At 69.8% G+C, this 21,293-nt stretch carries 19 protein-coding genes; 7 read left to right on the top strand and 12 right to left on the bottom strand.

What is annotated here, in order from left to right:
• Positions 1-40 precede the first annotated feature (40 nt).
• Entirely contained in the window at positions 41-742 is a 702-nt protein-coding gene (locus ACIRG5_RS35105) for a hypothetical protein (protein WP_402912958.1), read from the top strand.
• Here ACIRG5_RS35105 and ACIRG5_RS35100 read toward each other — a convergent pair.
• From ACIRG5_RS35100 to ACIRG5_RS35085, 4 genes are read right to left on the bottom strand one after another with little or no spacing between them, the layout of a single operon-like run.
• On the bottom strand, positions 723-2,237 hold the full coding sequence (locus tag ACIRG5_RS35100) for an AAA family ATPase (RefSeq protein ID WP_402912956.1): 1,515 nt from the start codon (positions 2,235-2,237) through the stop codon (positions 723-725). The genes ACIRG5_RS35105 and ACIRG5_RS35100 overlap by 20 nt on opposite strands.
• Positions 2,234-2,743, bottom strand: a complete 510-nt coding sequence (locus ACIRG5_RS35095; RefSeq protein ID WP_319979124.1) for a hypothetical protein — start codon at positions 2,741-2,743, stop codon at positions 2,234-2,236. The genes ACIRG5_RS35100 and ACIRG5_RS35095 overlap by 4 nt, the downstream gene beginning before the upstream one ends.
• 51 nt (positions 2,744-2,794) lie before the next feature.
• Positions 2,795-3,397: a class I SAM-dependent methyltransferase gene (locus tag ACIRG5_RS35090; protein ID WP_402912953.1), complete on the bottom strand. Its 603-nt coding sequence runs from the start codon at positions 3,395-3,397 to the stop codon at positions 2,795-2,797.
• A gap of 18 nt (positions 3,398-3,415) precedes the next feature.
• Positions 3,416-4,123 carry a MerR family transcriptional regulator gene (locus ACIRG5_RS35085; RefSeq protein ID WP_402912952.1) on the bottom strand — a complete coding sequence of 236 codons (708 nt, stop codon included), beginning with the start codon at positions 4,121-4,123 and terminating at the stop codon, positions 3,416-3,418.
• 127 nt (positions 4,124-4,250) lie between these two features.
• Here ACIRG5_RS35085 and ACIRG5_RS35080 point away from each other — a divergent pair, with 127 nt between their 5' ends.
• Complete coding sequence (locus ACIRG5_RS35080; protein ID WP_402912950.1) at positions 4,251-4,700, top strand: hypothetical protein; 450 nt, start codon at positions 4,251-4,253, stop codon at positions 4,698-4,700.
• Between the two features lie 31 nt (positions 4,701-4,731).
• Here the strand turns inward: ACIRG5_RS35080 and ACIRG5_RS35075 are convergent, their stop codons facing one another.
• Positions 4,732-6,324 carry a PucR family transcriptional regulator ligand-binding domain-containing protein gene (locus tag ACIRG5_RS35075; RefSeq protein WP_330274013.1) on the bottom strand — a complete coding sequence of 531 codons (1,593 nt, stop codon included), beginning with the start codon at positions 6,322-6,324 and terminating at the stop codon, positions 4,732-4,734.
• A 107-nt stretch (positions 6,325-6,431) separates the two neighbouring features.
• On the opposite strand from ACIRG5_RS35075, the gene ACIRG5_RS35070 reads away from it, so the two are divergent.
• Together ACIRG5_RS35070 and ACIRG5_RS35065 are read left to right on the top strand one after the other, a co-directional pair.
• Positions 6,432-7,715 (top strand): aspartate aminotransferase family protein, encoded by a 1,284-nt coding sequence (locus ACIRG5_RS35070; RefSeq protein WP_402912948.1) that lies wholly within the window; start codon positions 6,432-6,434, stop codon positions 7,713-7,715.
• Positions 7,712-9,193, top strand: a complete 1,482-nt coding sequence (locus ACIRG5_RS35065; RefSeq protein ID WP_402912946.1) for a CoA-acylating methylmalonate-semialdehyde dehydrogenase — start codon at positions 7,712-7,714, stop codon at positions 9,191-9,193. The genes ACIRG5_RS35070 and ACIRG5_RS35065 overlap by 4 nt, the downstream gene beginning before the upstream one ends.
• 99 nt (positions 9,194-9,292) lie before the next feature.
• On the opposite strand, the gene ACIRG5_RS35060 is transcribed toward ACIRG5_RS35065, so the two are convergent.
• Positions 9,293-9,568: a hypothetical protein gene (locus ACIRG5_RS35060; RefSeq protein WP_402912944.1), complete on the bottom strand. Its 276-nt coding sequence runs from the start codon at positions 9,566-9,568 to the stop codon at positions 9,293-9,295.
• 98 nt (positions 9,569-9,666) lie between these two features.
• Positions 9,667-9,834, bottom strand: coding sequence for a hypothetical protein (locus ACIRG5_RS35055; RefSeq protein ID WP_402912942.1), 168 nt, complete (start codon positions 9,832-9,834; stop codon positions 9,667-9,669).
• A gap of 96 nt (positions 9,835-9,930) precedes the next feature.
• Between ACIRG5_RS35055 and ACIRG5_RS35050 the strand changes: the two genes are divergently transcribed.
• Positions 9,931-10,635, top strand: coding sequence for a DUF6338 family protein (locus tag ACIRG5_RS35050; protein WP_402912940.1), 705 nt, complete (start codon positions 9,931-9,933; stop codon positions 10,633-10,635).
• Positions 10,635-13,622 carry a CHAT domain-containing protein gene (locus tag ACIRG5_RS35045; protein WP_402912938.1) on the top strand — a complete coding sequence of 996 codons (2,988 nt, stop codon included), beginning with the start codon at positions 10,635-10,637 and terminating at the stop codon, positions 13,620-13,622. The genes ACIRG5_RS35050 and ACIRG5_RS35045 overlap by 1 nt, the downstream gene beginning before the upstream one ends.
• On the opposite strand, the gene ACIRG5_RS35040 is transcribed toward ACIRG5_RS35045, so the two are convergent.
• Both ACIRG5_RS35040 and ACIRG5_RS35035 read right to left on the bottom strand, forming a co-directional pair.
• A complete protein-coding gene (locus tag ACIRG5_RS35040; RefSeq protein ID WP_402912936.1) occupies positions 13,607-13,993 on the bottom strand; it encodes a hypothetical protein in 387 nt (128 codons plus the stop codon). The genes ACIRG5_RS35045 and ACIRG5_RS35040 overlap by 16 nt on opposite strands.
• A 139-nt stretch (positions 13,994-14,132) precedes the next feature.
• A complete protein-coding gene (locus tag ACIRG5_RS35035) occupies positions 14,133-16,190 on the bottom strand; it encodes an elongation factor G-like protein EF-G2 (protein ID WP_402912934.1) in 2,058 nt (685 codons plus the stop codon).
• A 246-nt stretch (positions 16,191-16,436) separates the two neighbouring features.
• Between ACIRG5_RS35035 and pdxS the strand changes: the two genes are divergently transcribed.
• Positions 16,437-17,330 carry a pyridoxal 5'-phosphate synthase lyase subunit PdxS gene (gene pdxS / locus ACIRG5_RS35030; RefSeq protein WP_090066984.1) on the top strand — a complete coding sequence of 298 codons (894 nt, stop codon included), beginning with the start codon at positions 16,437-16,439 and terminating at the stop codon, positions 17,328-17,330.
• Positions 17,331-17,384: 54 nt separating this feature from the next.
• Here pdxS and ACIRG5_RS35025 read toward each other — a convergent pair whose 3' ends face one another.
• From ACIRG5_RS35025 to helR, 3 genes are all read right to left on the bottom strand, one after another.
• Entirely contained in the window at positions 17,385-18,023 is a 639-nt protein-coding gene (locus tag ACIRG5_RS35025) for a hypothetical protein (RefSeq protein WP_402912931.1), read from the bottom strand.
• Between the two features lie 127 nt (positions 18,024-18,150).
• Positions 18,151-19,014, bottom strand: a complete 864-nt coding sequence (locus ACIRG5_RS35020) for a hypothetical protein (protein ID WP_402912930.1) — start codon at positions 19,012-19,014, stop codon at positions 18,151-18,153.
• 42 nt (positions 19,015-19,056) lie between these two features.
• Positions 19,057-21,234, bottom strand: a complete 2,178-nt coding sequence (gene helR / locus ACIRG5_RS35015) for an RNA polymerase recycling motor ATPase HelR (RefSeq protein WP_402912928.1) — start codon at positions 21,232-21,234, stop codon at positions 19,057-19,059.
• Between the last annotated feature and the right edge of the window lie 59 nt (positions 21,235-21,293).

The raw sequence follows: 21,293 nt of genomic DNA, 5'->3' as shown, positions 1-21,293 counted from the left end.
GCTTGTCATGATCGGCGCACATTGTGTTCCACTGGAGCGCATGGGGATGTCGCGGCGAGCTGTCCTTCTCGGTGGTGCGGGCCTGGTCGGAGCGGCCGGGACGTGCGGAGCGCTGACCCCGCTCGGCCGCCGTCTCCTCGGCTGGACAGGCCCGGACGGCGCGGTCCCCGACGTCGCACCCGTACCCGTTCAGCCCACGCCGTGGGGCGCGTGGATGGGCGCGTCCGGCCCGGTGGTGCTCGTGCTGCACGGCCGCGGCGGCAGCGTCGGGTGGTGGCAGGACCTGGGACTGCCGAAGTTCCTCAACGGGTGCGCGTTCCGGTGCGCGGTGGTCAACGGCGGCGAGGACTACTGGGTGAACCTCACGCCGCCGGTGCCGTTCGACGCGGCGCTGGGCGTGTCGATGGGCGGGTTCGGGGTGCTCGACATCGCGTCCCGGCAGCCGCTGAAGGCCGTGGCGGCCATCAGTCCGGCCCTCTTCCCGTCGTGGGAGGACGCCCAGCGGATCGACGGGTTCGCGTCGCGCCAGGTGTGGGAGGCGCATGAACCGTTGCGGCACAGGGAGAGGATCAAGTCACCGGTCGGCGTGTGGTGCGGGCGGGAAGATCCGTTCCACGATCCCGCGCGGGAGCTCGCGGAGGCGGTCGGTGCACAGGGATCGTTCGAGCACGGCGAGCACGACGCCGGCTATTGGCGCCGAGTGCTGCCGGAGGCGTTGCGGTTCATCGGGGATCGGCTGTGAGCATCCGTGCCAACGCGTCCCTGTCCACCGCCGCCAGCCGCGCGTCCTCGTGCCTGCCGTTGCGCTCGAAGGCGAGCACCAGGCCGTCCAACGCGTCGTGCATCAGCGGCAAGTCGTTGCTGTGCCGCACGACCTGCCAGGCCTCGTAGAGGTTGCCCAACGCCCGCTCGTCGTTCCCCGTCCGCAGACAGGAGTGCCCGAGCCGCACCTGCAGGACCGCGACGAACCACGTGTTGTCCAGGTTGATCGCCGCGTCCACGGCCCGCTGGTCGGTCGTCAGCAGGTCGTCCAGGTGGCCGCGCAGACCGAGGTAGTCGTGCAGCGCCTGGGCGATCGCGCCCGCGTGGGGGATGTGCCGGAACAGGAGCGCGGACAGCACGGACGCGACGAGCGTCGGCCGGTGGCGGTCGAACCAGTGCAGCGCTTCGGACTGCTTCGGGGTGCGGAGCGCTTCGTCCATCCGCGCGGCTCGCTCGGCGAAGTAGGTGAAGAACCGCGTCATCGCCTTCTCGCGGGTGTCCTTCTCCTCGTCGACGCGCACGCAGTCCGCCGCGAACTGGCGCACCAGGTCGTGGAAGCGGTCGCCGGGTTCGATCAGGTGCGCGGTCCGCAGTTCCCGCAACGCCTTGCGCGCTTTGGCTTCGGTGCATCCGGCGAGTTGCGCGGCGCCTTCGACCGTCACCTCGTGCGACGGGTGCAGCGCGGACAGGCGGAACACCCGGCGCTGCTCCTCGGTGAGCGCCCGGTAGGAAAGTTCGAACGCCGCGCGCATGGACCGTTCGTCGCCGTCGTCGAGCAGGTCCAGCTCGACCTCGCGCAGTTCCGCGACCCAGTCATGACCGGGGTCGGTGCGCCGCAGCGCCGCCATGATCCGCAACGCGAGCGGCAGCCGTCCGCACAACTCGGCGAGTTCGAGATCGCCCACCAGCGCGGTCGCCTCGTCCAGTGCGAGCAGTCCCAGCTCCAGGTGGTGGGCGTCGTCGAGGCCGACGAGCCGGTGCCTGCTGGTGACGATCGTGCGGTGCCGGTTGGGCAGCAACGGCCGCACGTGCTGCGCGGACCTCGCGTTGTCGATCACGATCAGCATCGGTTCGCGGTCAGCGACAAGGGTGCGGAACAACGCGGCACGCGCGTCCTCCGAGCGAGGGATCTCCCGCACCCCCAACGCGGTCAGGAACTCCTCCAACGCCTGCGCCGGCGTCATCCGGCGCTCGTCGTCGTAGTCCTGGAGGTCGACGAAGAGCTTGCCGCCGGGGAACTTCTCGGCGTGGCGCAGCACGAGTTCGGTCTTGCCGACCCCCGCGAGGCCCGACACCACGGTCAGGCCGGGCACGTCCAGTTCGGCGAGTTCCCGCTCCCGGCCGACGAACGACTCGCTCGCGTGCCGGAGACCGTCGAGCGCGGTGGGCGCCGGTGCGGGGGAGGTGAGGTGAATGGAACCCACGGTGTTCGCCTGCACCACGTTCCCGTGGTTCTGCCCGACCTCGTTGGTCACCGCTGGGATTGTGCCACCTTGAGGCGCACCACGGCCGTGCCCGCCTTGCGGTCGTGCCAGGTCCGCGTGCCACGGAGGTCAAGCGCCTCCACGGCGGACAGCACGAGCAGCACGAACCCGCCGACCAGCAGCAACGACGCGAGCCAGCCCGGCGACCTCACGGCGACGTGCTCGCCGATGACGACCCACGGTTGCTGCCAGCCGAGGCCCGCCATCAGCGCCGGCTCCCGCCAGCCCAGACCGGTCAGCACGAGCACCGCGCCCGCGCCGGGCAGCGCGGTCGTGATGAGCGTGCGCGTCAGTGCGCGTCGGAGGTTCAGGCCGGACGCGGGGCCCACGACCCGCAGCCCCGTGAGGACTTTGCCGAGGGTGTTCAGGCGGAGCAGCAGAGCGTCGTACAGCGCCGCGCAGAGCACCACCAGCACGGGTTCGTGGACCAACGGCCACACCACGACCAGCACCAGGAGCCAGTCGAGCAGACGGGCGATCAGCCGACGAACGAGCATGATTCACGCTAAGCGGCAGAAGTCCGTCATAAGTGGTCAGTTCATGGCCACTTAGCGCACGAACTCCGCGGTCCAGCGGGCCTCGTCGCGACCCACGTTCAGCGCGGTGAGACCGTCCGTCTGGAACGCCATGATCTCGGACGGCGTCAACGGCCACGGCGGACCGTCGGGAACCGGTCCTTCCTCGCGGGCCACGGCCAGGACCAGCAGTGTCGAACCGGTGAGCCACGCGACCCGTTCGATGGCCTGGGCATGCGTGTCGACGGGCAGTGCCTGCACCGTCATGTTCTCCACGACGAGGTCGAACGCGTGGTGCCACTCTGCGGGCGGGTTCAGCAGGTCGGCGACCACGTACGAGACGGCGGACTCCGGGTGGCGCGCCTGCACGGCCGCCACGGCGGTGGGGGAGATGTCGAAGGCGGTCACCTCGAACCCCAGCGAGGCCAGGAACTCCGAGTCGCGGCCGTAACCGCAGCCCACGACCAGCGCGCGCTGGCCCGTGCCGTCGACGCCGTCGGCCCACCTGACGAGGTGCGGCTGCGGGTGGGGGACGTCCCACGGGACGGAGGCCGTGCCGGCTTCGGCCTCCGCGTAGAGATCCTCGAACCACCCGGTCGGGTTGGCGGCCTGCAGACGTCGGTCATCGGGAAGCATGACCAACTTCTACCGAACTCACCGTGCGGCGCGCGCCCGAGTCACGTAATCCACCAGACCGTCGTCGGCGGGCCAGCCGATCTGCGTGCTGATCGACGCCTTGTTCTCGGTCCACGACTTCTGCGCCGCGGCCTGGACCGCCGGGTCGCCGCCGGTGAACCGGGCGCCGAGCTCGTCCCACCGCCGCGCCAGTTCGACGACGCGTGGGTCGTCGGCGGGAGTGCCGTCGGCCATGTGCTGCCGCAGCTGTTGCACCAGCTCCAGCCAGGACGCCTTCAGCGCCTCGACGGCCTCCGGGCCCATCGCCGCCGCGCGCGACCTCATGTCGCCCAGCTGGTCGGCGGTGAAGTAGCTCTCGTACACGGACATCATCTCCAAAGTGGACAGAAGGGACTCGGTGGTGTGCCCGTCGAGCAGCGCGGTGAGTCGCGACCGCAGTGCCTCCACCTGCCGCGCCTGGGCGTTCAGCGCGGCGAGCTGGGCCTCGAAAAGCGGCCGCAGCGAGTCCGAACGGGACAGTGCCGATCGGACTTCTTCCAGCGAAAGACCGAGCTGGCGCAGAGATCTCACCTGATAGAGGCGGCGGACGTCGTCCGGCGTGTACCGACGGTGACCGGAGGTCGTGCGCTCGGAAGCGACGACCAGTCCGATCTCGTCGTAGTGGTGCAGCGCGCGGACTGTCAGTCCGCTCGCTCTGGCCAGGTCACCGACGCTCCAACGGGTCACACCACGACCGTAGGACCTCCCGCCGCGTGAGGTTCAAACCCTCACCACCCGATCGAGCGGGTTAATTCTCGAACCGAACGCGCCGATGAAATCGAAGATCGGTCCCCAAACCAGATTGAGGAAAACTGTGTCTCGTTCCGGACTGTTCCGTGCCGCCGCCCTGCTCGCCGCCAGCGCCGCCCCGCTCCTCGCGGGTTCGGCCAGCGCCGCCGAGCTGCCCCAGCTGGGCGCCGGTGTCCCCGAGGTCGGCGCGGACAAGCTGATCTCCGACGCCCAGCAGCACGCGAACCCGCTCGAGTCGGCCTCCGCTGTCCAGCTCCCGCACCTCGGCGCCCCCGTCGCCAACGATCTGCCGGTGCCCGCGCTGCCCGCCGTCCCGGCCGCTCAGGAGCGCACGGTGCCGAACCCGGTCGCCGCCGAGCTGGGCACCCTGCCGTCGCTGCCGAACACCGACGCCCTCGCGGGCAACGCGCACGTCGGTGACATGAAGGCGCCGGCGCTGTCGGACCTGCCGACCAACAACGTCGTGCCGAACCCGACCGTTCTCTCGGGCACCTTCCCGACGATCAACGGCTGAGTTCACACGTCGAAAATGGGCCCGTGCGCGCTCACGGGCCCATTTCGTGCACCAACAGGGCGACGTAGAGCGAGAGCACGGACTCCGGGTCCTCCAGCGAGACGCCGAGAACCTGCTCGATCCGCGCCAGCTGCTGGTAGTAGGCGGTGCGGGACAGGTGCGCCGCCGCGGCCGCCGCCGACTTGTTGCCGCCGTTCTCGCACAGGCACCGCAGCAGCTCGACCAGCCGGGAGCCCTGCGCCGAGTCCCGCGCCAGCAACGGCCCGAGCTCGCGGTCCGCGAACGCCCGCACCCGTTCGTCCTCGCGCAGCAGGTGCAGCAGGCCGCGCAGCCGGACGTCGTCAAGCCGGTGGTACAGCTGGGAACCCGGTGCCCGCAGCGCCGCCCCTGCCACGTGCACGGCCTCGCCGAGCGACCTGCGAACGTCCGTTGTGGACGTCACCGTCGTGCCCACCGCGATCACCACGGCCGACGCCGCCGTCCGGTGGATCTCGCGCGCGACCTTGCGCAGAACCCCTTCCACGCCAACGGTCACGGGCACCGACAGCAGCGCGCGCACCGACGTGTCGTCCACGACGCCGACCAGTGCCGCGACCGTCACCCGCCGGGCCGCCAGCGCCGTCGCCTCGGCGAGATCACGCAGAACCTCCTGCGTGGCAAGCGTTTGCCCCTGCAGAACGGACACCGGACGGACCGCCACGCCGATCAGCTGGCGTCGTTCCAGCGGCACCCCCAGCGCCGCCGCCCGCGCGCCCAGATCCGGCGACTGCGGCGACTGGCCGAGCAACTGAGCCAGCAACGTCCGGTGCGTCTGCCGTTCCAGCGACTCCCGATCGCGCGCCACGAGCCGATGCACGGCCAACGCCGACGCGGCACGTTCAGCGACCACGACGTGCCGGTGCGGTGGTGGCTCCGGCGAGACCATCACGAGCCGGCCCCAGTCGGCGCCGCGCGCCCCGACGATGGTGATCAACCAGCCGGACGCGGTGTCGTAGGCGGTCCGTTCGGTGACCGTGACGGCCCGCGAGCGTGCCGCCCAGTCGTCCAGCAGCGTCACGGGATCGTGCCCGGCCGCGTCGTAGGCGAGCACGTCGTGGCCGAGCGTCTCCAGCACGACCGCCAGCCCGGACGTCCTGGCCACCTCGCGCAGCACCTCGGAGGGTTCGGCGCCCGCGACCGTCAGCGCCGTGAACGTCTCGTGCACCTGTTCCGCGGCCCGCAGTTCGGCCAGCTGGGCGTCCACGATCAACCCGACGACGGCCTCGGTCACGGCCACGTACTTGGTCTCCTCGGTGAGCGTGACCAGCGGTAACCCGTGCCGTTCCGCCGCTGTGACCAGTGCACCGGGCACGTCGTCGCGCCACCGCCTGCCCAGCTCGACGATCAGGCCCGCGCAGCCGACGGCGGCCAGTTCCTCGATGTAGCGGGCGAGACCGGACTCGGGCAGCATCACGCCGGTCGTGAGCACCAGTTCGCCGCCTCGCAGCAGCGGCGCGATGTCTGCGATCTCCGCCACATGGACCCATCGGACGCGTCTGCCGAGTCCGGCCGATCCGGCCACCAAACGGGGCTTTCCCTGCCGGATCACCGGCAGAGCGACGACTTCGGAGACCGTCGGGTACATGGACACAACGTAATGCCAACCAGCCGATCCGGGTACAGGTTGTGCATGGCGGCGCACCCGGCGCGCCAGCAGACTCCGAGGCAGGCGTCGGACCCCTGGAGGACGAGATGGCTCACAAGGAGCTGCTGGCACGACACCGCGCGGTGATGCCGAAGTGGCTGGCCCTCTACTACGACGAGCCCATCGAGATCGCGAGCGCCTCCGGGCGCCGGGTGACCGACCGCGAGGGCACGACCTACCTGGACTTCTTCGCGGGCATCCTGACCAACGCCATCGGCTACGACGTCGCCGAGATCAGCGACGCGATCCGCTCCCAGCTCGACACGGGCGTGCTGCACAGCTCGACGCTGTACCTGATTCGCTCGCAGGTCGAGTTGGCCGAGAAGATCGCCGAACTCTCCGGCATCCCGGACGCCAAGGTGTTCTTCACGAACTCCGGCACCGAGGCCAACGAGACCGCGCTGATGCTCGCCACCCAGGCACGCCGCAGCGAGCAGGTGCTGGCGCTGCGCAACAGCTACCACGGTCGTGCGTTCGCCACGATCGCCATCACGGGCAACCGCGGCTGGTCCGCGTCCGCGCTGTCGCCGATCAAGGTCAGCTGGGTGCACGGCGGCTACCGCTACCGTTCGCCGTTCAAGTCCTTCTCCGACGCCGACTACGTCAAGGCGTGCGTCGACGACCTGCGCGAGATCATCGAGACCACGACGTCCGGCGACGTCGCGTGCATGATCGCCGAGCCGATCCAGGGCGTCGGCGGCTTCACGTCCCCGCCCGACGGCCTGTTCCGCGCGTTCAAGGACGTGCTCGACGAGTACGGGATCCTGTTCATCTCGGACGAGGTGCAGACCGGCTGGGGCCGCACCGGCGAGCACTTCTGGGGCATCCAGGCGCACGACGTGGTGCCGGACGCGATGACGTTCGCCAAGGGCCTCGGCAACGGCCTCGCGATCGGCGGCGTCGTCGCGCGCGGAGACCTGATGGACACCATCAACGCCAACTCGATCTCGACGTTCGGCGGCAACCCGGTCTCCACGGCCGGTGCTCTCGCCACGCTCAACTACTTGCTGGACCACGACCTCCAGGCCAACGCGGCCAAGCTCGGTTCGCGGCTGCTGAGCGGACTTCGCGAGCTGGCCGAGAAGCACCCGGTGATCGGTGACGTGCGCGGCAAGGGCCTGATGGTCGGCGTCGAGTTCGTCGGTCCCGAGGGCGAACCGAACGGCGCCGCCGCCGGTGTGGTGCTGGCGGAGGCGAAGGCGCGCGGGCTGCTCGTCGGCAAGGGCGGCCTGTACGGCAACGTGATCCGGCTCGCGCCGCCGATGACGCTGACCGAGGACGAACTGGAAGAGGCTTTGGGCATTCTGGCGCAGGCGGTGGAGCAGGCGTGATCAAGCACTGGATCAACGGCAAGCCCTTTGACGGCGCGCCTGAGCGGCTCGGCGACGTCTACGACCCGACGACCGGCAAGGTGGCCGCCCAGGTCGCGTTCGCGTCGGTGTCCGAAGTGGACGCGGCGGTCTCGGCTGCCGCGGAAGCGTTTGCGTCGTGGCGAAACGCGTCCCTGGCGCAGCGCTCGACGGTGATGTTCAAGTTCCGCGAACTGCTCAACGACCGCAAGGGCGACCTCGCGAAGATCGTGTCCGCCGAGCACGGCAAGGTCGTGTCCGACGCGGGCGGCGAGATCCAGCGCGCGCTGGAGTCGGTCGAGTACGCGTGCGGAATCCCGCAGCTCCTGAAGGGCGGCTTCAGCGAGAACGCGTCGACCCGCGTCGACGTCTACTCGATCCAGCAGCCAGTCGGCGTGGTTGGCGTGATCTCGCCGTTCAACTTCCCCGCCATGGTCCCGCTGTGGTTCGTGCCGACCGCCATCGCGTGCGGCAACACCGTGGTCCTGAAACCGTCCGAAAAGGACCCTTCGTCGTCGAACTTCCTCGCCGAGTTGTTCGCCGAGGCCGGTCTGCCGGACGGCGTTCTGAACGTCGTGCACGGCGACAAGGTGGCCGTTGATCGGCTCCTCGAACACCCGACCGTGAAGGCGATCTCGTTCGTCGGCTCCACCCCGATCGCCCGCTACGTCTACGAGACCGGCACCTCGCACGGCAAGCGCGTGCAGGCGTTGGGCGGCGCCAAGAACCACATGGTCGTGCTGCCGGACGCCGACCTCGACCTGGCCGCGGACGCCGCCGTGTCCGCGGGCTTCGGCTCGGCGGGCGAGCGGTGCATGGCGATCTCGGTCGTGGTCGCCGTGGGCGAGGTCGGCGACGCGCTGGTCGCCAAGATCCAGTCGCGGATCGCCGACGTGAAGGTCGGCGCCGGCTCGTCCTGCGAGATGGGCCCGCTGGTCACCGGCGTGCACCGCGACAAGGTCACGTCCTACCTGGACGCGGGCGTCGCTGCCGGCGCCTCGCTGGTAGTCGACGGCCGCGACCACCCGATCGACGGCGAAGCGGGCGGCTTCTGGCTCGGCCCGACGCTGTTCGACCACGTCGGTACGGACATGACGATCTACACCGACGAGATCTTCGGCCCGGTGCTCTCGGTCGTCCGCTGCGACACCTATGAAGAAGCCGTCGAGATGGTGAACAGCAACCGCTACGGCAACGGCACCGCCATCTTCACCAACGACGGCGGCGCGGCCCGCCGGTTCCAGAACGAGATCGAGGTGGGCATGGTCGGCGTGAACGTGCCGATCCCCGTGCCGGTCGCCTACTACTCGTTCGGTGGCTGGAAGGAATCGCTGTTCGGCGACTCCCACGCGTACGGCCCGCACGGCGTGCACTTCTTCACCCGCTCGAAGGTCGTCACTTCGCGCTGGCTCGACCCGTCGCACGGTGGCGTGAACCTGGGCTTCCCCCAGAACACCTAGCGGCGCCAAAAAACACCACTGCGGTGGTGGACGGACATTGTGCCGGCCACCACCGCAGTCGTATTTCTACCTGGCAAAGAATTCTTATAACCGCTGCTCTCACGTGTTGCGGATCTCCCGGCGGCGAATGATCACGGTGCCGTCTCCGGTGTTCATCGCACGCCAGGGCGACTTCGGCTTGCCGCGGGCCAGCCAGACGCCGAGCACGATCGGCCACACGAACATCGTGGCCATCTGGAGCAGAAACCACGGCAGGCTCATCAGGACCGTGAGCAGCGACAACCGGCCCCGTTGACTGATGCCGGCGCGTGATCGGCCGACGCCTGCCGAGACGAGCATGCCGATGAAGTAGGTGATCCCGAATGCCGCTCCCATGCCGTCCTGGCCTTTCCTGACAACTCTCGTGTCCGTGTGTGAGAGTCCATCGGGAACACCGGTGCGGCGTTACCTTCCGGCGCGCGACCCTGCCGGATTCACTCGTTCGGCTCACTTGGCCGGAAGCCGCCAAGTCTCGGCGGATTCGCGGGCGTCGACGCCTCCGGAATCCCTTCGGAGAGCGGAATCTGCTGGTCGACGACCTTCTTCTGGCTGCGCAGCTCGTCGGCGAATTCGAAATCGTCGCCCGCGGTTTGCTCATTCATGGGCTACTCTCCTCTGCGGTCGGGGGCCCAGGTTCGCAACTTCGTGCCGGAAATTGCAACCGGCAATCCGGTCGTGCACTCGCAGAGGGAGCCGTGATGCCGTCCACGCTCACCGGGCTGATCATCTTCGTCCTGCTGCTCGTGCCGGGTTTCGTCTTCCAGCGCCGCCGGGCGCGCGACCGGCCCGCGGCCGAAGAGACCGCGTTGCAGGAAGCGCTGACGATCCTGTTCACCGGCCTGCTCCTGGACGGCCTCGGCCTGGCCGTGGTGGGCGGGCTGTGGGAGGTGATCCCGGGTAGCGGCGTCGACGTGGGCAAGCTCGTGCTGACGCCGTCCGCCTACCTGGCCGCGCATCCGGTCAGAGTGCTGGGGTGGGCGGCGGCCGTGCTGCTGATCGCCCTCGTCGCCGGATACCTCGCGGCCGGACGCCGGGTCCAAGCGTTCGTGCGGCGGTCGGCGCGCAAGAGGGCGTCGACGGAACCCCACGCCTCGGCATGGTGGCTGTTGTTCGAGGAACACCCGGCGGCGGTGCCGGTCCACGTCGGGTGCTACCTGAACGACGGGGGCTACCTGAGCGGCCGCCTGCACAGCTACAGCCGCGTCGGCAAGGAGTCCGGGGATCGCGAGCTGACGCTGCGCGACGAGATCACCTACCGCGAACCGGGCGACGACTCGGCCGCGCGGGTGCTGGCCAATGTCGGCGCGGTGAGCATCAGCGCGCGCAGCATCCAGTTCCTGACGGTCACCTATCTCGCCCCGCCGGAGCCACCGGCGGCCGACCCGGAGAAAGCGGACTCCTGATGGCTCGAAGACCGTCGGCGACGATGTTCGGCTACACCGCGCCTCGCCGGGCGGAGGTGGTGGGCTGGCGATGCCACCAGGACGGATGCCACCGCGCCGAGGACGAGGTTCCCCGCACGTGGCCGCACCTCTGCGACAACTGCTGTCATCCCGTGGATCCCGTGTTCGCCGAACCCTGGGCGCACGACGCCAAGGGGTACGAGTTGCGGTCCCTCGTCACGTCCGCGGACGAGGCCGTCCGCGAGTACGCCGCCGCGGACCTCTGCGTGTGGCGGTTCGAAGAAGCGTTGCGTCACGACGATCGCCAAGCGGCGGCTGAGGCGCGAGCGGACCTGGCGCGGCTGGAGACCCATCGGGGGCGTGGCCGGTGGAGGGTCATCTCCTCCGCCCTGCGGCACGACGGGCTGGACCACGCGGCGGAGGAGATCCTGGCCTTCTATGAAGACGTGCGGGAGATCAGCGAAAACGACCTGGAGAACAACTCCCCCAGGGCCGAGGTGCGGTCGTTCGTCGGTGCCTGCCTGCTGTTCCTCTGCGACGAACGGTCGCTCAGGCATCCGCGGGAGAACGACGTCACCGCCGTCATGACGGACAGGCACGACTTCCTGCGAAAGCACCAGTTCTCGGTCGGCTCGCTGGACGACGACCGGGATCAGGCGATGCGGATGCGCGCCATGGCACGGGGATCGACACGGCCCCGGGTGACCGAGTGGCTGCCTCCCGCAGACATGCCCCCGCCCGTGAACGACCGCGACCTGCCAGGCCCCGTCCGCGACCGGCTGGAGGCGGCCGCGGCGGTCGTCGCCGCAGCGAAGTGCGGGCAGCGTCTGGAGGAACTGGCAGGCGTGGTCGACGGCATGGCCCGCATGGCGTCGGCGTGCAACGGGACCTCGATCGTGGTCAGCGCGGCGGGAGTCCTGGCCGGTGCAGCGCTCGCCATCGCCGAGATCCACGACGACCCGGCGCCGCTGGTCGCCGCGGCGGACCGGCTCGACCCGTCCTCGGCGCTGACCCTCCTGCTCAGAGCTCGTGCCCACGTCGTCACGGGCGAGTTCTCCCTGGCGGCGAAGGAGATCGGGGAAGCCCTGTGCCGTCACGACGGATCGCGGCTCGGGTTGCTTCCATACCTGCACGCTCTGAACGGCTGGCTCGCCGTGCGGCTCGACCCGCGCGGGCTCGACGCGGGGATCGCCGCCTGCCGGGCGGGTCGTGAGCTGGGGACGGGCCGTAGCACCGCGGCCGACCCGGTGCTCGCGGGCCTGCTCGTGGAGAAGGCACTGCACCGGCGCACCCCGGCGGACGAAGCGGTGCCGTTGCTGGAGGAGGCTTTCCGCCTGGCCAAACGGGTCGGCGCGCAGGTGGTCGCGCAGGAGGCGAAGTCGGCCCTTGCGGCGTTGACCGGCCGGGGCGACGCGCAGAAGCGGTTGCGCGCCTGGCGTTCTGCGGTGAGGCGTGCGGAGAGCGCTCCGGTCGCCGCGCAGATGCGGCTGGCGACGGCGTGGGTGCGGTGGGCGCTCGGCACCGGCGACACGGACCTGGCCGCGGAGGCCTACCATCACGTCGTCTCGCTGCTGCCCGCGCTCGTCAGGGTCCGGTACCGCGCGGACGCCCAGGCGCGGGTGCTGGCCACGGTGCGCGAGCACACTGAGGAGGCCGGATACTGGCTCGCGAAGGCGCGGCGGTTCCGGGACGCCGCCGTGGCTCTGGAGACGGGTCGCGCGGTCGCACTGAGCACCCTCGTCGAGCGGGACGATCCCGTTGTGGCGCAGGCGTTGCTGGACGTCGGCCGCGGTGACCTGCTGGCCCACTACCAGGAATCACTGGCCGCGGTGGGAAACGGTGACAGCCATCAGGAGTGGGCGCGTTTCCGGGCGGTTGCGCGCGAGGTCGCCGACGTCATCGGGGCGGACCCGGTGGAACCCGTGGTCGAGTATGCGGACATCACCTGCGCGACCGGGGAGGGGGCGCTGGTCTACGTCGCGTCCGCAGAGGCGGGCGGGTACGCGTTGATCGTGGCCGCGGCCCACGACCCGCAGTGCGTGTGGCTGCCGGACCTGGGCAGGTTCCCCGTCGAGGAGTGGCTTCGGGGTCAGGGGGTGGCCCCGAAGACCCGGGAGGTCCAGCTCCCCGAGTACCTCGACTGGTTGTGGCTCAAGGGGATGCGCGACCTGCTGGCGTTCTTCGCGCACGGCTCGATCGTCACGCTGATCCCGGTCGGCGCGCTGACGTTGCTGCCGCTGCACGCGACCGCTGGTCGTGCGCTGCACTTTCCGGCGGTCAGGTACGCCCCGAACGCGCGCACACTGCACTGGTGCCGGGCCCGCGCCGCGACGATGGCCGATCGCCCGGCCCGCCTGCTCGTCGCCGACGTGCCGAACGCGCCGGGACAGGCCGTGCTGAGGCTGGCCCCGGCCGAGACCGCCGCCGTGGCGGAGATCTGGTCCGGTCAGTGCACTCGGCTGACCAAGGCGACCTGGACGGAGTTCGAACCCGCCGCACACCAGCACGACATCTGGCACGTCGTGTGCCACGGCGGTGTGAACTCGCAGGAGATCTTCCTGAGTTCGCTCAGTTTCACCGACCGCGACGTGACGATCGGGGATCTGCGCGAGCGGTTCCGCTTCGCGCCCCGCCGGCTCGCGATCATCTCCGCTTGCGACATGCAGAACGTCGGAGCCGACGCGCCGAACGAGGTCGCCGGGTTGCCGTCGGCGTTGCTGCAGCTGGGTTTCGCCGGGGTGATCGCCGCGTCGTGGCCGGTGTACGACAGGGCGACGGCGTTCCTCATGGCACGGTTGCACCAGGTGCTGCGGGACGGCGCGCACCCGGCTGTCGCGCTGGCCGTGGCGCAGGACTGGCTCAGGAACGCGGGAGCCGACGAACTGGCCGCCGTCGCGCCGTCGCTTCCGCTGCCCCCGCGCGACAAAGGGCCGTGTCCGTTCGAGCACCCGTGGAACTGGGCGGCTTTCGCTTACACAGGAGGGTGACCGTGCGGCCACGTGTCCGGGCCGTGGACGTTCAGCCACCGGCCCCACTCGTGGCCGGTGAGCATGGCGCTGGGCAGGTTGCGCATCCGCTTGAACTCGATCGCGCCGTCGAGCAGCGCCAAGGCGTCCGCAGAGTCCAGGACCCCCTTGTCGGTGACCAGTTCGCGGACGAGTCGGCTCGCTCCGTACGTGACGAAGCCCGATTCGTCGTTCTCGACGAACGCGCGCAGGTCGGCGACGAACCCCGCAGGATCGTTCTGCACGTCCGGCCAGAACGGTTCCAGGCAGTTCGGATAAATGTCGGCGGAGTCCACGCCGGAGTTGTGGACGTCGAACTCGAAGCGGCCGAGCATCTCGAGTCGTTGTGCCATGTCGGAGGGAAATCTGGAGCGAGGTTTGCGGCTGAACCAGGACATGCCGCCGATATCGCGCCCTCCGAAACGGGTGTTACCACCGTGCTCGAACGGCCCGTCGACCATCCACAATGGATGATCGACGGGCCGTTCGTCGCTACTTGGCCGCGCGTGCCGCCAACGCCTCCGGCAGCGGGTCGTAGCGGGAGAAGCGGCGCGTGAACGTGCCGGTCCCCGACGTCAGCGACCGCAGCTCCACCGCGTACCGCAGCAGCTCCGACGACGGCACCTCGGCGCGGATCAGCGTGCGCCCGCCCTCGTCCGACTCGGTGCCGAGCACCCGCCCGCGCCGTCCGGACAGGTCGCCCAGCACGGTGCCCAGGTGTTCGTCGGGCAGGCGGATCGCGACCTCGTCCATCGGCTCCAGCAGTTGCGTGCGCGCGGCGGCCGCGGCCTCCTTCAGAGCCAACGCTCCCGCGGTCTGGAACGCGGCGTCCGACGAGTCGACCGAATGTGCTTTGCCGTCGACGAGAGTCACCCGTACGTCGACGACAGGGGTGCCGTCGTGCAGGCCTCGTTCCAGCTGTGCGCGCACGCCCTTCTCGACGGACGGGATGAACTGGTGGGGGACCGAGCCGCCGACGACCTTGTCCACGAACTCGAAACCGGCACCGCGGGGAAGTGGCTCCACGAGGATGTCGCACACCGCGTACTGGCCGTGGCCTCCGGACTGCTTGACGTGCCGGCCGTGGCCTTTTCCTGAGCCCGCAAAGGTTTCGCGGAACGGCACGCGCACCGGTTCGGTGTCGATCTCCGCTCCGCCGGCGCGCAGGCGGGCCAGCACGACGTCGGCGTGGGCCTCGCCCATGCACCACAGGACCATCTGGTGCGTCTCGGCGTTGCGGTCCAGGCGCAGGGTCGGGTCGCTCGCGACCAGGCGGCCGAGGTTGCGGGCCAGGTTGTCCTCGTCGCTGCGTGTGCGGGGCACGACGGCGATGGGCAGCAACGGTTCTGGCATGTCCCACGGCGCCATCAGCAGTGGTTGTTCGGGGGCGGAGACGGTGTCGCCGGTTTCGGCGGTGGTCAGCTTCGTGAGCGCGCACAGGTCGCCGGCGACGCAGTAGGGGACCTCGCGCAGCGTCGAGCCCAGCGGCGAGTAGATGTGGGCGACGCGTTCGTCGGCGTCGTGGTCCTCGTGGCCGCGGTCTGCCATGCCGTGGCCGGAGACGTGCACGGGGCGTTCGGGGCGCAAGGTGCCGGAGAAGACACGGACCAACGACACGCGGCCGACGTAGGAGTCCACTGCTGTGCGGACCACCTCGGCGACGAGTGGCCCGTCCGGGTCGGCGGCCATGCGAGGTTGCGGGATGCCGTCCACCGACGTCACGTCAGGAACGTCGTGCTCCAGCGGTGACGGGAACGCGCGCGCGATGCCGTCCAGCAGCTCCACAAGACCCATGCCAGTTGCGGCGCACACGGGCATCACGGGGTGGAACGAGCCGCGCGAGACGGCGGTCTCCAGGTCGGCGATGAGCGTGTCCTGGTCGATCTCCTCGCCTTCGAGGTAGCGCTCCATGAGGGTCTCGTCCTCGCTCTCGGCGATGATTCCCTCGATCAACGCCGCGCGCTCGGCCGGGTAGCTCGCCCCGGACGTCAGCAGCCCGACCAGTGCGTCGCTCTCCGGCATGTACAGCGGCACGACGCCCGCGCCGAACGCCGCCTGGCACGCGATGACCTCGGTGCCGAAGTCCGCACGGTGGTGGTCGGTGCGTGTGATGACGACGGCGCGTGGCATGCCGACGAGAGCGCACTCCTCCCACAACGAGATGGTGGCCGCGTCGACGCCCTCGAAAGCGTTGACAACAAAAAGGGCCGCGTCCGCGGCCCGTAGTCCTGCCCTGAGCTCACCCACGAAGTCGACGTATCCGGGGGTGTCGATCAGATTGATCTTGATGTCCCCGTGCTGGATCGGGGCTACCGCGAGGCCCACCGACCGTTGTTGCCGGACGGCGGCCGGGTCGTGGTCGCAGACCGTGGTGCCCTCGGTGACCGATCCCGCGCGGGGCAGGACACCGGTGGCGGCGAGCAGGGCCTCGGTGAGCGTCGTCTTGCCGGCGCCGGACGGGCCCACGAGCACGACGTTGCGGACTTTGGCCGGGTCGTCTACAGCGACCGCGCCTGCCGATGTGCCGTTGTCGGAGTTCTTGCTTCCCATGGCGACCTCCGTCAAGTCGTAGTGTTCGATCTCACACCCGTTCCCCTCCCGGGACAACCCCGCAGACCCGACTGGACGCCCACCGGCACGCGAACACAATTCACAGCCAGCCCAGTGACAGGGCTCACCACCTGCGGTTGATCGGAAAGTGGCCTTCTGGTTCGGGGCTCCAGTGGCTTGGGCGAGAGGGCCACGTCAGACGTAGGGTGAGTTCACCAAGACTTCCCCTCGTGAAAGGTTGCCCCGGTGAGCACTGATCAGGTCACGGGTACCGCCCGCGTCAAGCGCGGCATGGCCGAGATGCTCAAGGGCGGCGTGATCATGGACGTGGTCGACGCCACCCAGGCGAAGATCGCGGAGGACGCGGGCGCCGTCGCCGTCATGGCTCTCGAGCGCGTCCCGGCCGACATCCGCTCCCAGGGAGGCGTCGCGCGCATGAGCGACCCCGACCTGATCGACGGGATCATCAACGCCGTCTCGATCCCGGTCATGGCGAAGGCCCGCATCGGCCACTTCGTCGAGGCCCAGGTCCTCGCGTCGCTCGGCGTCGACTACATCGACGAGTCCGAGGTGCTCACCCCGGCCGACTACGCCAACCACATCGACAAGTGGGCGTTCACCGTTCCGTTCGTGTGCGGTGCGACGAACCTGGGCGAGGCCCTGCGCCGCATCACCGAGGGCGCGGCCATGATCCGCTCCAAGGGCGAGGCCGGCACCGGTGACGTCTCCAACGCCACCACGCACATGCGCAAGATCCGCCAGGAGATCCGCCGCCTGCAGAACCTCCCCGAGGACGAGCTCTACGTGGCCGCCAAGGAGCTCCAGGCGCCGTACGAGCTGGTCAAGGAGATCGCGCAGAACGGCAAGCTCCCCGTCGTGCTGTTCACCGCGGGTGGCATCGCGACCCCGGCCGACGCCGCGATGATGATGCAGCTCGGCGCCGAGGGCGTGTTCGTCGGTTCCGGCATCTTCAAGTCCGGCAACCCGGCCCAGCGCGCCGAGGCCATCGTGAAGGCCACCACCTTCCACGACGACCCCGACGTCATCGCCAAGGTCTCGCGCGGCCTGGGTGAGGCCATGGTCGGCATCAACGTCGACGAGATCCCGGAGCCGCACCGCCTGGCCGAGCGCGGCTGGTAAGTCTCGGAAAACACAGAAGGGCGCGTCCCCACGAGGGCGCGCCCTTCTGTCGTCCTACGACGGCAGCACGAAGCAGTAGGTGGTCTTCGTTTCCTGGTAAGCCATCTTCTTCAACGAGTCCGGGCCGCACGCCGCCTCGTCCGCGGTGTTCGTGAGCACCTGAACCTTGATCGCTCCGGTCGCGCCGCAGTCCACCACAGGGTTCTCGGCGGTGAGCGAGGCGAGCATGAAGTCGTAGCACTCGCCGTCGAGGAACACCGGGATCAGGCACAGGTGCTCACCGTTGAAGCCTTCGTAGGTCGTGTACGCGTCGGGATCGTCGCCGCACTCGTCGGTTCGGAAGGTTCGCGCCTTGCTCACGGTGTAATTGTGCTGCTTGCCGTCGCGGGAGACCTTTTTGTACGTCATATTGGACTCCACGCCCGTCAGCTTCACGCAGTCGCCGACCGCCGCCCCGGGGGTGCCGGATCTCGGGAGCACGTAGAAGACCGTGGCCATCATCGCCAGCAGCAGGACGCCGAGACCGATCCCGACCACCAGGCCGGCGCGGGAGGTCCTTTGTGGAGGGCCTGCGGGTGCCGGCGCGAGGTAGATGCCGACCGGGTACGCGGGGAGCGGGGTGGCCTGGGGGCGTGGCGCCCACAGGTTCGCCGGCTCTTCCGGTGGAACAGGCGGGATGGGCGGAGTCGTCATGCAGTGCCCCCAATGCGGCTCGGACGCGGATGTGATCGTCTGGCCGACGCGAGCAGTCCCCCCAGACTTCCGCCCATCCTAGAGGCGGTCAGGTCTCTGCCCGACCGCCTGTCGGGTGGCACCCGCCTCAGATCGAGAACGTATGGCTCAGGCAGTAGGTCGTCTTGATCTCCGGGTAGGCCAGCGCCAGCGCGAGCCGCTCGTCCTGGCCGCACGCCGCCTTGTCCGCGGTTCCGGTGATCACCTTGGCCTTGACGACCATGTAACCACCGCACGCCTTCTTCGGGAACTCCGACTGCAGCGACGCGAGGGTGAAGTCGTAGCACTCGCCGTCGACGAACACCGGGATCAGGCACACGTTCACGCTGGAACCCTTGGTGTACTTGACGTAGCCGTCCGGCGGCGTGCCGCACTCCTCGGTGGACGTCGCCGGCACCTTGGACACCGTGTAGTTGTGCTTGTTCTCGGCGCACGCGGTCTTCTCGAACTTCGGGTTGAACGACCCGCCCGCGAGCAGCACGCAGTCACCGATCTCCGCGAACGCCTTCGGCTTCGTGGTGGTGGTGGTCGTCGTCGTGGTCGTGGTGACCGCCGTGGACGAGGCCGCGGCCGGTGTCTTGTCGCCCCGGTTCACCAGGAACACGGCGGCACTGAGCCCCAGCGCGATCACCACCAGCCCGGCGATGATCAGGAACGCCTTGCCCGACGACTTCCGCGGCGGTTCCGGAGCCGGATAGGACGGGTAGGGCTGGCCCGGATACGGCTGGCTGGCCTGGGGCTGACCCGGATACTGCTGACCCGGATACGCCTGGCCGGGGTACGCCTGGCCTGGGAAGGGCTGGCCGGGGTACGCCTGGCCGGGATAGGCCTGACCCGGATACGGCTGGGCCGGGTACGCCTGGCCCGGTTGCGGGCCCGGTGCGGCCGGACCCGCGGGCGGAGTCGCCCAGGGGTCGGCCGGGTCGTGGGGCTGGTTGGGCGGAGTGCTCACCAGCCGGACTTTAGAGCTGGTCAGAACCCCGCACCCACCGAATTACCCGCTTGTGCCCACGGTCTCAGCGAGATCGGACAAAGCGGCCGGCAACGCCCCGTGGTGCAGCACGCCGAGCCGTTGCGTGGCACGGGTGAGCGCCACGTACAGCTCCGCCGCACCGCGCGGCCCGTCCGCCATGATCCGTTCCGGCTCGACGACCAGCACCGAGTCGTACTCCAGGCCCTTGGTCTCCGAGGCGGGCACGGTGCCGGGCACGCCGGACGGACCGATCACCACGCTCGTTCCCTCGAGAACCGCCTCCTGCTTGACGAACTCCTCGATGGCGCCGGGCAGTTCGTCCGGGGTCACCTGCCGCGACCACGGCTGAACACCGTTGGCGCGCACCGACTCCGGTGCGCGAACGTCCGGCGCGAACTCGGCGAGGACCCGTGCCGCGACGGCCATGATCTCCGCCGGCGTGCGGTAGTTGACCGTCAGCGACCGGTACTCCCAGCGCCCCGGCACGTACGCGTCGAGCATCTGGCCCCACGACGTGGCACCCGCCGCCGCACGACGCTGCGCCAGGTCGCCCACCACCGTGAAGGAACGGCCGGGGCAGCGGCGCATCAGCACCCGCCAGTCCATTTCGGACAGTTCCTGGGCCTCGTCCACCACCACGTGGCGGTAGGTCCAGCCGCGGTCGGCCAGCGCGCGTTCGGCGAGCGTGCGCTGGTCGTGGTCCTCGAAGCGCTCGGCCAGGTCCTCGGCGAACAGCATGTCCGAGGCGAAGAGGTGGTCCTCGTCGTCCATGTGGTCGAAGCGGCCGACCATGCTGTCGAGCACCTCGGCCGCGTACCGGGCCTCGGCCGCGCGGTCGGCGGAGGCGGCCTGGTCGTCGGCCTGCTCGCTGCCGTCCTTGCCCAGCAGGTCGTGCAGCTCGTCGAGCAACGGCACGTCGGACACCGTCCACGCGGAACCGTCCACGCGGTGCAGCGACGGGTCGGCGCCCGCCTCCGCCAGCAGCTCCGGCGACGAGTACAGCGCGCTCAGCAGCTCGAACGGCGTCATGATCGGCCACAGGGAGTCGAGGATGGCGAGGAACGAGTCGTCGTCGGCGAGGTCCTTGACCAGCCCGGCTCGCATCTCCTCCCACGCCTGCTTGTCGGACCGGGACATCCAGCCCTTCCCGATCCGGCCGATCGCCCGCTCGGTCAGCACGTACGTGACGATCTCGCGGAACACCGCGCGGGCCTCGTTGTGCGGCAGGCCGCTGTCGCGCGCCTCCTGCCGGGCCCACTCGGCGACGTCCGCGCCGATGTGGACGACCACGTCCTTCATGCCCATCGGGATCGGCTCCGCCGGAACGCGCTGCAGGGCCGCGACGGCCGCCTTCAGCACGTCCACCATCTTGCGCGAACCCTTGAGCCGCGCGACGTCCGGAGTGTCCTCGGCGGTCGCGAGCAGACCGGGCAGCAGGCTGCCGGTCGTCGAGAACACGACGTCCGACTCGCCCAGCGACGGCAGCACCCGGCTGATGTGGTTGAGGAACGCCGGGTTGGGACCGACGACGAGCACGCCGTGCCGTTCCATGCGCTCTCGTTGCGTGTACATCAGGTATGCGACGCGGTGCAGCGCCACGACCGTCTTACCGGTGCCGGGGCCGCCCTCGATCACCAGCACGCCGGGGTGGTCGAGCCGGATGATCGCGTCCTGTTCGGCCTGGATGGTCGCCACGATGTCGCGCATGCCGTCGCCGCGCGGCGCGTTCAACGCCTCCAGCAGGGCCACGTCGCCCTGCTCCTCGCCGAGCTTGCCGAACACCTCGTCGGTGAACCCGGCCACGGACCGGCGGCGGGTGAGGAACTGACGGCGCCGGAGCATGCCCTCGGGGGTGGCCCCGGTGGCGGTGTAGAACGGCCGCGCCGCCGGTGCCCGCCAGTCGAGCAGCGCCGGTTCGAACTCGTTCTCCTCGTCGAACAGGCCGATCCTGCCGATGTAGGAACGGTCGCCGTCGACGCTGTCCAGCCGGCCGAAGCACAGGCCGTAGTCGGCCACGTTCAGGCGCTTCATCTCGCGGTGCCGGGCGCGCACCTCGTTGTCACGATCCATTGCGGTCTCGCCGGTGCCACCCAGCGCTGACAGGTAGGCGGCCTTCACGCGCGCGCGTTCGCCATCGAGCCGTGCGTAGAGACCGGACACGTATTCACGCTCGGACTGCAGTTCTTCTTCGTAACCCACGTGCTCCCCACAGCGCCCTTGTTCTGCCTGAGGCGATGAGTGTGAACGATCCATGGGGC

Source organism: Lentzea sp. NPDC102401, from assembly GCF_044765805.1.
In the GTDB taxonomy this organism is placed as follows: domain Bacteria; phylum Actinomycetota; class Actinomycetes; order Mycobacteriales; family Pseudonocardiaceae; genus Lentzea; species Lentzea sokolovensis.
Note: the sequence above shows the minus strand (reverse complement) of the source record. Positions and strands in the feature narration are given on the sequence as shown.

Bases quoted from the DNA above. Each gene is read 5' to 3' on its own strand.
- ACIRG5_RS35040 (WP_402912936.1), bottom strand. From the start codon at position 13,993: ATGGCACAACGACTCGAGATGCTCGGCCGCTTCGAGTTCGACGTCCAC.
- ACIRG5_RS35105 (WP_402912958.1), top strand. From the start codon at position 41: ATGGGGATGTCGCGGCGAGCTGTCCTTCTCGGTGGTGCGGGCCTGGTC.
- ACIRG5_RS35050 (WP_402912940.1), top strand. From the start codon at position 9,931: ATGCCGTCCACGCTCACCGGGCTGATCATCTTCGTCCTGCTGCTCGTG.
- ACIRG5_RS35075 (WP_330274013.1), bottom strand. From the start codon at position 6,324: ATGTACCCGACGGTCTCCGAAGTCGTCGCTCTGCCGGTGATCCGGCAG.
- ACIRG5_RS35035 (WP_402912934.1), bottom strand. From the start codon at position 16,190: ATGGGAAGCAAGAACTCCGACAACGGCACATCGGCAGGCGCGGTCGCT.
- ACIRG5_RS35055 (WP_402912942.1), bottom strand. From the start codon at position 9,834: ATGAATGAGCAAACCGCGGGCGACGATTTCGAATTCGCCGACGAGCTG.
- ACIRG5_RS35060 (WP_402912944.1), bottom strand. From the start codon at position 9,568: ATGGGAGCGGCATTCGGGATCACCTACTTCATCGGCATGCTCGTCTCG.
- ACIRG5_RS35095 (WP_319979124.1), bottom strand. From the start codon at position 2,743: ATGCTCGTTCGTCGGCTGATCGCCCGTCTGCTCGACTGGCTCCTGGTG.
- ACIRG5_RS35090 (WP_402912953.1), bottom strand. From the start codon at position 3,397: ATGCTTCCCGATGACCGACGTCTGCAGGCCGCCAACCCGACCGGGTGG.
- ACIRG5_RS35070 (WP_402912948.1), top strand. From the start codon at position 6,432: ATGGCTCACAAGGAGCTGCTGGCACGACACCGCGCGGTGATGCCGAAG.
- ACIRG5_RS35025 (WP_402912931.1), bottom strand. From the start codon at position 18,023: ATGACGACTCCGCCCATCCCGCCTGTTCCACCGGAAGAGCCGGCGAAC.
- ACIRG5_RS35045 (WP_402912938.1), top strand. From the start codon at position 10,635: ATGGCTCGAAGACCGTCGGCGACGATGTTCGGCTACACCGCGCCTCGC.